This is a genomic window from Microcystis sp. M165S2 (genome assembly GCF_020245885.1).
In the GTDB taxonomy this organism is placed as follows: domain Bacteria; phylum Cyanobacteriota; class Cyanobacteriia; order Cyanobacteriales; family Microcystaceae; genus Microcystis.
The window spans coordinates 1-13102 of record NZ_JADBTZ010000092.1 but is presented as its reverse complement, the minus strand read 5'-3'; the positions used below and the strand labels follow the sequence as shown (position 1 = coordinate 13102).

Annotated in this window: 11 protein-coding genes; 8 read left to right on the top strand and 3 right to left on the bottom strand. The window is 44.9% G+C overall.

Features of this window, described 5'->3' with window-relative positions:
- Window positions 1-117 precede the first annotated feature (117 nt).
- The 6 genes from IM479_RS05030 (at window position 118) to IM479_RS05005 (ending at window position 5648) form a co-directional block, all read left to right on the top strand.
- Entirely contained in the window at window positions 118-621 is a 504-nt protein-coding gene (locus tag IM479_RS05030) for a hypothetical protein (RefSeq protein ID WP_287686704.1), read from the top strand.
- Window positions 618-1247, top strand: coding sequence for a DUF6391 domain-containing protein (locus IM479_RS05025; RefSeq protein WP_287686703.1), 630 nt, complete (start codon window positions 618-620; stop codon window positions 1245-1247). Before IM479_RS05030 ends, IM479_RS05025 begins: the two co-directional genes overlap by 4 nt.
- Before the next feature lie 79 nt (window positions 1248-1326).
- Window positions 1327-1560, top strand: coding sequence for a photosystem I reaction center subunit IV (locus IM479_RS05020; protein ID WP_286825342.1), 234 nt, complete (start codon window positions 1327-1329; stop codon window positions 1558-1560).
- A gap of 431 nt (window positions 1561-1991) precedes the next feature.
- Window positions 1992-3380, top strand: a complete 1389-nt coding sequence (locus tag IM479_RS05015; RefSeq protein ID WP_286825341.1) for an aspartate aminotransferase family protein — start codon at window positions 1992-1994, stop codon at window positions 3378-3380.
- A gap of 6 nt (window positions 3381-3386) precedes the next feature.
- Entirely contained in the window at window positions 3387-4484 is a 1098-nt protein-coding gene (locus IM479_RS05010; RefSeq protein ID WP_287686701.1) for a sulfotransferase family protein, read from the top strand.
- Between the two features lie 168 nt (window positions 4485-4652).
- Entirely contained in the window at window positions 4653-5648 is a 996-nt protein-coding gene (locus tag IM479_RS05005; RefSeq protein ID WP_287686699.1) for a lysylphosphatidylglycerol synthase transmembrane domain-containing protein, read from the top strand.
- A gap of 21 nt (window positions 5649-5669) precedes the next feature.
- On the opposite strand, the gene kaiC is transcribed toward IM479_RS05005, so the two are convergent.
- The 3 genes from kaiC to IM479_RS04990 all read right to left on the bottom strand — a co-directional run bounded on the left by kaiC (window position 5670) and on the right by IM479_RS04990 (window position 8726).
- On the bottom strand, window positions 5670-7232 hold the full coding sequence (gene kaiC / locus IM479_RS05000; protein ID WP_002760201.1) for a circadian clock protein KaiC: 1563 nt from the start codon (window positions 7230-7232) through the stop codon (window positions 5670-5672).
- Between the two features lie 193 nt (window positions 7233-7425).
- A complete protein-coding gene (kaiB, locus tag IM479_RS04995; RefSeq protein WP_002733742.1) occupies window positions 7426-7740 on the bottom strand; it encodes a circadian clock protein KaiB in 315 nt (104 codons plus the stop codon).
- Between the two features lie 56 nt (window positions 7741-7796).
- The gene (locus IM479_RS04990) at window positions 7797-8726 is read right to left on the bottom strand and encodes a circadian clock protein KaiA (protein WP_287078786.1); all 930 of its coding nucleotides are present in this window, start codon (window positions 8724-8726) and stop codon (window positions 7797-7799) included.
- Between the two features lie 277 nt (window positions 8727-9003).
- On the opposite strand from IM479_RS04990, the gene IM479_RS04985 reads away from it, so the two are divergent.
- Window positions 9004-11379 carry an ATP-binding response regulator gene (locus IM479_RS04985; protein ID WP_287686697.1) on the top strand — a complete coding sequence of 792 codons (2376 nt, stop codon included), beginning with the start codon at window positions 9004-9006 and terminating at the stop codon, window positions 11377-11379.
- 159 nt (window positions 11380-11538) lie between these two features.
- A complete protein-coding gene (locus tag IM479_RS04980; RefSeq protein ID WP_287686679.1) occupies window positions 11539-12330 on the top strand; it encodes a PEP-CTERM sorting domain-containing protein in 792 nt (263 codons plus the stop codon).
- Window positions 12331-13102: the final 772 nt, after the last annotated feature.

Sequence of the window (13102 nt, the reverse complement as noted above, 5' to 3'; positions counted from 1 at the left end):
TTCCCAAATGCGTTTAACCGCTATGGGATAGAGAGGTGCGTAGTTCACCCAAGGAGAATTAATCTCTCGAAGTAAAAGTGAAGGGAATTTCTGAAATGGAATTCAGTCTGTCTATATTTGACTATACTTTTACTAACTATAACTTTTGATTGGTCAGAAGTTACCGCCGTGGTAGAGGGAATCTTGCCGATTTTTGGGAAATGTGTCGATATGGATGCGCGCCGCCATCAAGTGAGAAAAATTAGTATTCTTGATTATGCCCAGATTATTGATCTACATTTGAAAAAACAGGATTTAATTATCCGTATTTGCGATCGCCATTACCACTTTCAAGCGGGGATTACTTTTTCCGACCACCAACAAAGTCGGGAAAGACAGACCAGCAATCGAGATAACTGGAATCAATTCGCTTCTTACCTAAAACAACAACTAGCAGCAGTTCCCCTGTGGTCAGATTTTGCCCCTTTTGCCGAAACCACCGCCGATTTTTACGAATTACTGCCCATGGTCAATCCCCATTTGGACTTATTACGCATTGAAGACACCTACTGGGACACCGCCTTTCAACTCTATAGCGCCCTTATCTTTCTAGAAAAAACTCCCCCTACCGCAACTTTATGACCCCTAGTAGCCCTTCTAACCCCTCTTTCGACTGGTTTAACCCCTCGCCCCGGCAAGACAGCGATTTACTGGCACAAATCGGCTTTATCCCCGGGTTCAAAGAATTTCTGACCCTGCGACAGGTTCACGCCTTGGAACACGCCACCGTCTGGGTATTAAGCGAAATGGCTGCCCGTCGTCAATCGCCTTTTGACCATTCCCAAGCGGATAACGAGGCCCTAGGGGGACTCTCCACCGATAGGGGTTTTTATCTCTACGGACAGGTTAATACGAATGAACTGCAAATTGCGTCCAAACAGGCGCTCCATCGTCTCAAAAATGGCGAGGGGCAATTGGCATTACATCCGCGTTGTGGCACCAATTTATCGGTAACTTTAGCCTTAACCGCCGGCTTAGTCTTAGGAACTCATCTTCTCTTACCCAGAGGTCCGATTTCTCAGTTATTAGGCTTAGGTTTAGCCACCGCCGCCGCTTTTCAAATCGGGCCAGATGTGGGAATGTCGGCCCAAAAATACCTGACTACGGCCATTCCTTTTAACTTAACAATCGTTAACATTGCACCAAAGGCAGACCTATGGGGACGTTCGGGGCATTTTGTCCAAACAGAGTGGCAAGATTTGCAATAAAACTTAAAGTAAAAACCCTTTCGGCAAACTCGCTCTGATTGTAACCTGTTAACTAAACCCTTAAAAAAAAACAACAGCTATGTCTGGAATCGAACGCGGAGCCCAAGTTAGAATCAAACGTAAAGAGTCTTACTGGTACAAAGGTGTGGGAACCGTAGCCAGTGTTGATAAAAGTGGTATCCTCTATCCCGTTATCGTCCGTTTTGATACTGTTAACTACGCCGGTTTTAGTGGCAGCGCCAGTGGACTGAATACCAATAACTTCGCTGAAAGTGAATTGGAACTCGTTAAGGCTGCCCCCGCTAAGAAATAAAGCTGAGTAAAATTCGGCCTATCATCACCGACTGACTGACGGGAATTCTCTCTTGTCGGTCGTTTTTTTTATAGCTATCAGCCTTGAATCAGTTATCAGTTATCAGTTATCAGTTATCAGTTATCAGTTATCAGTTATCAGTTATCAGTTATCAGTTATCAGTTATCAGTTCACTGATATTACATTTTGGGCGCACGCGATGCGCCCCTACCATATAAAAACTAACCAATAAATTATCTAAAAGTCGCTGTAACCTTTAGCCAGCAAGAGTTAATGAGTTTAATTATCCTAGATGATTTCTTAAATACTTGACAAAATATATTTAAATAATTTATAATATTAAATAACCCAAAATCATGATAATGTGCTATCAACATAATCGGGTTTGGGTTGTTTAACAATTAGTTTTTCAGTAATCAAATCAGGAATTTATGAGCATTTTAGAACTCATAGAACAAAGACTAGAAGAAAACTTTACCCTCCACGAACAATATCTAAATCCCCAGATGGTTCGGGTACTGAAAACGATCGGTTACGATCGCCACTACGTTAAAGCCCAAGGTCCATACTTGTTCGACAATCACGGGGAAAAGTATCTGGATTTACTGAGTGGTTTTGGTGTTTTCGCCCTCGGACGCAATCACCCCAAGATAGTGCAAGCTTTACAGGAAGTATTGACGGCAGAACTGCCCAATTTAGTCCAATTGGATGCTTCCATCCTAGCGGGATTGCTGGCCGAACGGTTAGCAGCGATCGCACCGACAGGATTAGAACGAGTTTTCTTTGCCAATTCCGGCACAGAAACCGTCGAGGCCGCCATTAAATTCAGCCGCTACGCCACCGGACGCAGCAAAATTGTTTACTGTCAGGGAGGCTACCACGGTTTAACCATGGGTTCCCTTTCCGCCACCGGCGATCCCCATTATCGCCAGGGATTTGGACCTTTTGTCGCCGATTTTGAGGAAATTCCCTTCGGCGATCTGGCAGCGCTCGAAAAAGCTCTAATTAACCAAGAAGTAGCGGCTTTTATTACCGAACCGATCCAAGGTCACGGGGTGAGAATTCCCGAACCGAACTATCTCCCCGCAGCGGCTGCCCTTTGTCGTCGTTACGGCACTCTTTTTGTGGCCGATGAAGTGCAGACCGGTTTAGGCCGGACTGGCAAAATTTGGGCAGTGGAACATTGGGGGGTAGAACCAGACATTTTATGCGTTGCCAAGGCTCTTTCGGGCGGTTTTGTGCCAGTGGGAGCGGTTCTCTGTCGTCCCTGGATCTTCGATCGAGTATTCGATCGCATGGACCGTTCTGTGGTTCACGGTAGCACTTTTGGGAAAAATAATCTGGCCATGGCCGCCGGTATCGCCACTTTACAGGTAATCGAGGAGGAAAAATTAGTGGAGCGCTCGGCTGTAATCGGTCAACAAATTATCGCAGAACTACAGCCCCTCGTAGATCAGTACGAATGTTTGCAGGAAGTGCGGGGATTGGGTATGATGATGGCCTTGGAATTTGCCGAACCGAGCAGTTGGTCATTAAAAGCCGCCTGGAAAATGCTAGAAACCGCCAATAAAGGGCTATTTTCCCAGTTAATCGTCGTTCCCCTCTTTACCCGCCATCAAATTCTCTCGCAGGTTTCCGGCCACGGCATGAATATCATCAAGTTTATCCCCCCCCTCACCCTCTCCGATCAGGATTGCCGTTGGATTGTCACCGCCGTTAAGGATGTGGTCGCTGATGCTCACCGCCTCCCCGGGGCCGCTTGGGAATTCGGCAAAACCTTGGCCAGCCAAGCTATACGCCAAAAAACCGCCAAAAAATAGGTTAATATGTCCAGTTTGTTTCATCCCCTCTGCGGTAGTAACCTTAGCACTCTCCTTCGCTTGTTTTTGACCAATGGCGGCATCGATCGCCCCAATTTGGCCCCAGCAACCCTGGCGCTGGCAGTTACCTTGGCGCGACTACCTTTTTCTACCCTAGAACGGATTTTAATGACAGGGTTTTATGAGCGCCGCGTGGAGGTAAAAGCACCCATTTTTATTGTCGGCTATTGGCGCAGCGGCACGACCCATCTGCACAATTTACTCGGTCAATCGGAGCATTTTGGCTATATTTCGCCCCTAGCGGTGGGATTACCCTGGGATATCCTCGGTATCGTCCGCTTATTACAACCGCTGCTGGAATTAGCTCTACCGAGCGATCGCCATGTGGATAACGTTGCCGTTACTCCCGATTCCCCCCAAGAAGACTCGATCGCCCTGGCCAGCATGATCCCCCTTTCCTACTACCATGGTTTATACTTTCCCCAACGTTTTCAGTATCATTTTGAGCGAGGGGTTTTTTTTCAAGGCTGCAGCGAGAAAGAAATCGCCACTTGGCAACGTTGGCATACTCATCTATTAAAAAAAGTTTCCATCCATCAAAAAGGCAAACAATTACTAATCAAAAACCCCGTTTATACGGCACACATTGCCAAATTACGAACTATCTGGCCCGATGCTAAATTTATCCATATCTATCGCAATCCCTATCTAGTTTTTCCCTCAACCCGCCACTTTTTTACCCGCATCTTACCAGAACTAGCACTGCAATCCTACGATAATTTATCTATTGATGTCATCGAGCAGGTAATTCTGAAAAGTTATCCCCTAATGCTCAATTCTCTCCTGCGAGATAGTGCCGATTTACCCGCCGATAGTTTTGTAGAAATTCGTTTTGAAGATTTAGAAAAAAACCCCCTAGCACAAATCGAGAAAATTTACGATCAACTGCAACTTCCCGACTTAAAAATAGCTATGCCTCGCTTTGAGAAATATATCAGCAGTCTGCAAGGATATAAAAAAAATAATTATCCCCCAGACCCAAAAGCGATCGAATTAGTCGAATCTCATTGGCTACCATTTATTCAACGTTGGAACTATTTTTAGTTATCAGCTTTTTCAGTTATCAGTTATCAGTTATCAGTTATCAGTGATCAGTGATCAGTTATCAGTGATCAGTCATCAGCGATAAGTCATCAGTTATCAGTGATAAGTCATCAGTCATCAGTGATAAGTCATAATTAATAATTAATAATTAATAATTCATAATTTAATATGAAATATCTTAAATTTATCTTTCTGGGTTTAGGTTTTGTTTTACTAGGGGTAATTTTACGACAAACCAATCTACAAGAAGTGTGGCAACAAATCACCCTAGTCGGTTGGTGGGGAATGACATTAGTAATTATTTTGTATTTCCTAGAATTTCTCACCGATGTTTTTACTTGGCAACTAACTTTTAAAAGCATTCCTATCCAACCTCGATGGACAATTCGCCTATTATTAATTTACATGGTAGGGGCAGCCTTTAATCGGGTGACTCCCTTCGCTTCTTTGGGAGGAGAAGGTTTTAAAGCAGTGATGTTGAAAAGTCACTATCAGATTAGCTATAAAGAAACCAGTGCTTCGATTATTCTGACCAAGACATTAAATACTGCTTCCCTTGTCTTCTTTGCAATTATCGGGTTTTTTCTGCTCCTAGCTTCCCCAAAATTTTCTAATTCTTTTAAAACTTTGACTGGATTAAGTCTAGCTATATTCTCCAGTTGTATCCTGATATTTTTCTTGATTCAGCGATTCCGTTTATCCTCCCGAATAGTTAATCGATTAGGTCATTCTTTTTTAGGCGATCGCCTAGCTAAACCTTTAGAAAATCTTCGCAGTGTCGATGATCGTTTAGGGGAATTTTACCGCAATCTGCCACTATTTAGAAATGGCTTGATCGTCGGTTTTCTGAATTGGCCTCTCGGAGTTTTAGAAATCTATGTTTTAATGCAACTTCTCCAACATCCGATCAGTTTTGCCGATGCTTGGTTATTTGATTCCGTTGCTCAATTGGTGCGCGCTGGAACCTTTTTTATTCCCGCTAATATCGGTACTTTAGAAGGTTCTTTAGTGCTGCTGGGTGCTTCCTTAACTGGTAGTCTAGAATTAGGTTTAGCGATTTCTGTAATTCGCCGGGTTAAAGATATTCTCTGGATTATATTAGGTTTGTTGATCTGGTGGTTATTTTCCCTAAGACCGACTTTACCCGATCGCTCTTCAAAATAATCTCAATCAGTCAACTCCCGATTATTCATCCTGTAATTTTTCGCGCACATTGCGAACAATCCGCGATAATTCACTCTTTTCATCGACGCTAATTTTAGTCGGGGAACCACTAATAATCCGCTCGTAATTGCGGAAAGAATCCTTGATATCGGCCCCGTCCTGACTGATAGTATATTCACGAATCCCTTTATCGTGCCAAGAACCGCGCATCTTAAAGACGTTAATCGCTCGGGACATTTCGCCGCGAATTTCCACATACTGCAACATTAAAATCGTGTCGGTAATCGTAGAAATATGGGATTCGGTGATCGAGTGCGCTCCCATAAATTGATCGGTGGTATTGGTGAAAAATCCCGTAATTTCCTCCTGTTTGGCGTATCCTGTCACTCCGATCACAAATTGCCGAAAAGCATTATTTGTCACCCCGCGCGCGAGCGCCGATAGAGAATCAATAGCAATACGAGAGGGTTTAAATTCCGAGATTTCCGACTTAATCATCTGTAAATGGTCTTCTAATCCCGCCGATTCGGGGTAAGAACACAACAATTTTAATAATCCCTTACGTTCCATCTCCTCAAAATCGATCCCCCAAGAAGAAGCATTTCGGGACAATTGGGCGCGAGATTCTTCATAAGCGAACAAAATCGCCCGCTCACCGCGCCGACAGCCTTCTTCCAGAAATTTACTGACTAAGAGAGTTTTACCCGTACCTGTTGCTCCTGTGGCCAAAATAATCGAATCCTTGAAAAAACCGCCTCCACACATATCATCAAGGGTTTTTACTCCCGAAGAAATGCGGACATTGGAGGAGCGCTGAGTTAAACGCATCGCACCGAGGGGGAAGATATTAATGCCATCATTGGTGATAGTAAAGGGATATTCCCCCTTCATGTGGGTTGTTCCCCGTAATTTGAGGATTTCTGCGGTTCTGCGTCGTCTTTCTCCCTCTAGCACGTTCCGCATAATTACCACATTATCAGAGACAAATTCCTCTACACCAAAACGGGCCACCGCTCCGTATTCTTCGATACGTTCCGTGGTCATAATTGAAGTCACTCCTAATAATTTTAACCGGGCCACGAGCCGAAAAATTTCTCGCCGCACCACTGACACCGCTTCGTACTGCTGAAAAACGGCAGTTACAGAGTCAATTGATACCAGTTTTGCTTTATATTTGGTAATTGCGTATTGAATGCGCTCGATTAGGGCCGAAAGATCAAAACTACCCACCACCTCTTGACCTTCCGGATCCGGAGAAGCATCGAGAATAAATAACTTACCCTGGTCAATTAATTCTTCTAAATCCCAACCAAAACTATAGGCATTTTGGATAATATCGGTGGGAGATTCTTCAAAAGTAACAAACAGGCCCGGATAGTCAAAATACTTGATACCGTGGTAGAGAAATTGAACGGCAAGCAGGGTTTTTCCCGTGCCAGAAGTGCCACTCACTAAGGTAGTTCGCCCCATGGGTAAACCACCGTGAGTGATCTCATCAAAACCTTCAATTAGGGTTCTAATTTTGCGAACACCTTTCGGTTTAATCGGTGGATTCAATTGGCTATTAGAGTTAGATTGAGTCATTATTTATCCAGCGAATATTTAAAGAGTAGGATTTTTATCTAATTTTTCAACAGAAACATATCAGGTCTGACTAGACACTTTATACCGTCTCGATTCCCATTGACTCTTGACTTTCCCATAGACGTACTAGATTACACCCCGATCATTTCTCCTTCAATAAATATAACCCGTCTAATCACCTATTGCCGAAGGTCTAGCTATCATTTTCTCGTTCACGAATTTCCTCGTACAGTAAGTCTAAACCGATCAGAACCTTCTCTCGATCGGACAAATCCCCGATAATTTTCCGCACTGGGGGAGGGAGGACTTTCGCGAGGGTAGGAGTAGCGAGAATCTTGTCTTCCTCCGCTAGTTGCGGGTTTTTCAGCACGTCAATCACTTTCAGCGCATACACTCCCTGAAATTCTTCTTCTAGGATATTTTTCAGGGTTTTCAAGGCACGCACGGAGTTGGGGGTATTGCCCGCGACGTACAGTTTTAAAACATAGGTTTTTTTAAAGACGCTCATAGGTTAGGATTAAAGGGGCTGGGGATAGGAGTTCATCGCTATTTATTGGGGAGATTTTAATCTATTCCCAATAATAAATCATAAGGGATATCCTCGCGAGGTATGGAACGACGGTACATTTCCCCTAGATGAGCAAGGATATCAATGAGAGCGAGACGATAATCTAGGAGAATTTCCTCACTTCTGCCTTCTAATTTTAACTGTTGGGAAAATTCATCCATTAACTCCATGTGAATTTCCAGAATTTGCGACACTGAGAGATCGGTAAAAAAGACATTATTAACCAATTCATCGATCGCTTGATTGATCGGATAATCCTGTTGGAAGTAATTTAAAATAATCTCCCGATAATCTCTTCTTAATTCCCGCAGTAATTCGTTTTTTTCCTCTGGGGCAAGATTGCGATAGAATAGCTGCGGGTTGCGTTTGTAGTAAACACCTAAATAGCCGAGTCTTTCTTTTAATTTTTCTGCTAAACGGCGCTGTTGTAGGAGGAGAAAACTGTGATTATTTTCCACGGGATTTGGTTGGTTAACAATCGTGTTAGGTTCGGAAAAAGAGCAATTAGGAGCTAAATGGAGAAATCGAGCGATCGCTTGGTCGATGACCGAGGTGATGCTGTCTAATTCCTTGACGGTAATTTGTAATTCGGCACTATGATAGAGACAGGTGGGAGAGTCATTCGTCTCGGCAGTGATGTTCTTGTCAGCGACAATGATCACTACTGGCAGTAAAATCCCCCCTTCGTAGAGTTGATTAAAAGTCGGCTGTAGGGAAGGATGAAAGACCACCAGTAAACAATCGATTTTTTCCTTCTCTGCCTCGATATTAGCCAGTAATTCGCTAGAAGACGACCCTAGGGTTAGATTATAGCGTTCATTAGCTAATAAAGCCGTCAAAGAATTAACCAGCCCCAGAGGTGAACTCACTCCCGTCAAGGGTGGGTCCGTTGGGACAAAAGCATAAATAGTCAGTCTCGGAGGCAACGTTTTCTCACCCGCAAGGTAGATAGAAAATAACAAACAATTAGGTTAGGCTTTCTCTGTTGAGAAGACAACCCCCTCGCCATCAAATCGGGGAAGTTAAAGTTAACTTTGCTTTTTGGCAGTGGGTATCGTAGTTAATTGTAATCAATGGAGCGGTTCTCTAGTTGAGCAAGCGTCATAATCAAGGTAGATTCAAGTTTTAGGACTACTAATAGTTTGGCCATCAGTTTGTTAATTATGCCCTAAAGTTACCGCCACCGCCCACCCAATTATCCCCATGCCTAGCGTTACCCTCAGCCTCCATCACTTTAATCAATCCGTCACTGCCTGTGAATTAATTATTGACACGGCAAGTCTTTTAGATTTAATTAATACGGGCAATCCAGAAGCGATCGTGGTGGTGGATGAGCGGTATTGTCCCCTAGGACTGATTGAGAGTCAAACCCTGATTGCCTACCTCCTCTATCAACAACAGCACCCCGAAACCAGAAACCCCTCCTCCAACTGCCTAGATCTGAGCGGTTTGCTGCGTCCGATTATCCCTCTTAACTCGCGCATGGCCGTGAGTGAGTTTCTGGCAACCCTGACGGCAGAAGGAAGCTCCTTAGCCCCTATTTTAGTGGATGCTCAGGGCAAACTGTTAGGACGCTTGGACACGGGAAAACTTCTCCAATTTTGTCTCGGGCGCTCGATTCTCGATGATCCTCCCCCGCAGCCCCGCATCAGCGATCGCAATTTGCCCCCCCGCAGCGATCGTCCTCTGGAATTTCTGGAACAATTACCGCTGCCGCTGCTGCTCTACAGTCCAGAAGCGGGAATTTTATACCAAAATCAGGCTTGGTGTGAACAAATCGGGGGGGCTTTCCCCGCTAATATCGATAAATCTCCCTTTGCTTTGGTTAATGACCCCTTAACCCTCCAATCCCCCACCCCCCCCCTGTTTCCCCAGCGTCTAGAAACGGTGACATCGGGTTTAGCCAAGACTTGGCGACTGTTGTCCGTGCCGTTAAATTTGGCGCATAATTATCCCTTGATCGAGAAAGCTTCGGGACTGTGGTTACTGTTAGCCACCGATATCACGGAACAACAGCACTATTGTCAGGAATTAGCGGTTAAAAATGCCGATTTAGTCCATTTAAATCGTCTTAAGGATGAATTTCTCGCCTGTGTCAGCCATGAGTTTAAATCGCCCCTCACCGCCGTGATCGGTCTTTCCAATCTGCTGCGGGAACAAAAAATCGGTGAACTTAACCCCCGACAGTCGAAATATGCCGATTTAATCTATCGCAGCGGTCGCCAGTTGATGGCTTTGGTCAATGATCTCCTCGATTTAACCCGCTTAGAGACAGGACAACTAAAATTAACTTTAGCTAGAGTCAAAATCGATCGCCTCTGTCAACGGGTGTACGATATCATTGTCGATAAGTATCCCCAACGTCTCGATCTCCCCGGCAGCTATCGTCTTGACATCGAATCAGGGTTAGATTATGCCCTGGCCGATGAAGCCCGTTTACAACAGATGTTAGTGAATTTGTTAGATAATGCGGTTAAATTCACCATTGATGGCGGTAATTTGGGCATTAAAGTCAATCGTTGGGAAAATTGGCTGGCTTTTACCGTCTGGGATACGGGGATCGGTATTCCAGAAGAATCCCAGCATCTGATTTTTCAGAAATTCCAACAGCTAGAAAGTCCTTTCACCCGTCAATTTGAGGGTGCAGGTTTAGGTTTAGTCCTCAGCCAAAAATTAGCGCGCTGTCACGGTGGAGATCTATCCTTTGTCTCCAAGGACCGGGAAGGCAGTCAATTCACTTTACTGCTGCCGGTTTATCCCCAAGGAACAGAAGAGGAACAATCGACCCCCCAGCGTCTGGTGTTGGTGGTGGAAGCTAATCCCCAAGTGATCGAACAGTTTGTCGAGCGCTTGAGTGAATTGGGATTAAAAGCCATTATCGCCCGCAGCGGCACTGAGGCGATCGAAAAAGCCCGTCAGTTAAAACCCCGTTGTGTTTTTCTCAATCCCAATCTACCCCTCTTGTCCGGTTGGGATGTGTTAACGCTGCTGAAATCCCATCCCCAAACCAAAGATATAAAAGTTATTGTCACCGCTGCCGATTCTGAGCGCAACCGCAGTCAACAGCAAGGGGCCGATAGTTTTCTTGTTCCGCCGATCACATCGGCAGCTCTGCAAGCTTGCCTGAATCTGACCGTTTCCCCTGTTCCTAGCCGAAAACGGCGCACTGCTCCGACTCTGCTGCGTTTACACGGCCATTATGCCCCTAACTTCTCCGATTTATCTTCCTTTAGCTGGATTTGGAATAATCAATTAGTTCGGGAGAATTATCGTTTTATTGAGGCCGATAGTTGCGAACAGGCGGAACTTTTAGCTGGTGTCTGGGAGGTGGACGCTATCTTAATCGATAGTTCGATCGCGGAAGATTTATACTCTTATCTGCAAACCTTGAGCGAGTCGGAAACCCTAGCTAATTTACCCCTAGTCACCCTTGATGTGGCTGTCACCGAGGTGGCCAATCAAATCCCCGGTTTAGCCGTTTTTCCCTGTTTGGCCCCCCCGACGGAAAACCGGATCGAACAGCTATTAAAGGTAATCGAGACTGCTGATCTGGCTTTTTCTGGCCACAAAGAGGGGTAAGGGGGAGCGGGGGAGAAACTTTTTTCTGTGATCTTATTAACAATTTTCCAGTGATATGTTGGGGAATAAGCAATTCTGTGTTGACATTTGAAAAATTTGTTGTTAGCATTGCGGTTGTTATCCGTAACATCCACTTTACCCCTGTGGGAGTCTCTATAAATGACAAAAATACGCAGATACACCATTCCTAGCGCTGCCGCTCTGGTTGTTGCAGCTGGCCTAGGCCTCGCCACTGCGCCGGCCCAGGCGGCTGCCATGGTAACCTATAACGGCTGTGCAAGTACCTCATTCTGTACACTCACCGAGCTTCTTGCCGGTGGTTCCATCTCAGTTGATGAGGACGGAAATGGCACAATTGAGAAAGTGTTCGAGGACTGGACTAATTACGATTTTACCAAAAGTCCTGGGCTTAATCCTGTGACCGATCCCCAAAACAACCTTCGAGTGAGTGCAACCGGCACTTACATTCCTGGTGTATCTGGTAGTGCTACTCTCAATTACACTATTGTTGGCGGCATAAACCTAGCTCCGTCGAGCGGGAATACCACTTGGAATGCTGGTATCGGCTTCGACTTCACGGTAACATCCGCTAAATATGTCCCAATCGTGAAACAGATGGATGCCCTAACAGGTGCGTCAGTTACGGGCCCCACTACGGGAGTACCATCTTCTGTGTCCTTCAATGGCGCAGGGATTTCGGGCAATAGCACCGCTACCCCCGGCTCACCTGCGACTGACACGATGACATTTCCAGAAACAAACTCGTATTTGTCCATGAACAACCTGACTTTGTTAGCTCGCCGGACTACTGGGGTGGCTGGAACCGCCAGCGTTACGAGTTTCTCACAAACCTTCACCCAGGTGGTTATTCCCGAACCGGGGACTGTTGTTGGACTTCTTGCTGTTGGTGGCTTAGGTCTGGCGATGAAACGCCGACAAAAGGATAGCTAACCGAGCTTGGCTTCAGGACAACTTTGAGGAGAGGCATCGTAGCTTCTCGGTTTGAAATACCGTCCTTTGGGGGCGGTTTTTAATTAGGGTATGCTGAACGAACCCGCGTCAGTCTCGTGGGGGCAGGGTGTGGGGTGTAGGGTGTGGGGTGTGGGGTTTTACCGATTTTCAGGGGGTCAATTACCTAATTTTCAGGGAAAAAGTCCCTGAATTTCCCCCCCGATTACTCCAAGAAATGGCACTTTTTGATTTCAAAAAAGCCTAAAGATATTATCCAACAAGGTTTTTAGATTTATTCAGCAGACCCTATTTAAAACTAAACTTTTTTCTGTCCAGTTATCCCATAAGAGTTAAGGATAAACACAAAGGCATAAAGAACACAAACAGAAAGACAGATTCGATTTACCCATATAGCAAACAATGGGTTATTTAGGACGCTTTCAATTTTCAAACTCTTATCTGAACAGGGTTTCAGCGATGGATTGTCCTAAGCACCTTGGTCTTTGCTACAAATATAGCTTTTTCTGTTCTAAGTAGCTGGGTGCAATTAATTCGTAGATAGCTGGGGGTATTGTAAAGTTTCAATACAAATATAGTCATATATAGCCAGTCATGGTAATATATAGACAGAAAACTATCAGACTAGGCAAAAAAAACAAGAATAAGTTATCGAACGGCTTGGAGGTGGTGGAAACAAGGGAATTTAACAGGCTATCAATTGCCTTCCGGTACAATTATCACAACGGATAACAACCCTTCAAAACCCGACGCT

Excerpts from the sequence above, each read along its gene's own strand:
- IM479_RS05010 (WP_287686701.1), top strand. The coding sequence starts at position 3,387 with ATGTCCAGTTTGTTTCATCCCCTCTGCGGTAGTAACCTTAGCACTCTC.
- IM479_RS04985 (WP_287686697.1), top strand. The coding sequence starts at position 9,004 with ATGCCTAGCGTTACCCTCAGCCTCCATCACTTTAATCAATCCGTCACT.
- kaiC (WP_002760201.1), bottom strand. The coding sequence starts at position 7,232 with ATGACTCAATCTAACTCTAATAGCCAATTGAATCCACCGATTAAACCG.
- IM479_RS04980 (WP_287686679.1), top strand. The coding sequence starts at position 11,539 with ATGACAAAAATACGCAGATACACCATTCCTAGCGCTGCCGCTCTGGTT.
- IM479_RS05025 (WP_287686703.1), top strand. The coding sequence starts at position 618 with ATGACCCCTAGTAGCCCTTCTAACCCCTCTTTCGACTGGTTTAACCCC.
- IM479_RS05020 (WP_286825342.1), top strand. The coding sequence starts at position 1,327 with ATGTCTGGAATCGAACGCGGAGCCCAAGTTAGAATCAAACGTAAAGAG.
- kaiB (WP_002733742.1), bottom strand. The coding sequence starts at position 7,740 with ATGAGCGTCTTTAAAAAAACCTATGTTTTAAAACTGTACGTCGCGGGC.
- IM479_RS05005 (WP_287686699.1), top strand. The coding sequence starts at position 4,653 with ATGAAATATCTTAAATTTATCTTTCTGGGTTTAGGTTTTGTTTTACTA.
- IM479_RS05015 (WP_286825341.1), top strand. The coding sequence starts at position 1,992 with ATGAGCATTTTAGAACTCATAGAACAAAGACTAGAAGAAAACTTTACC.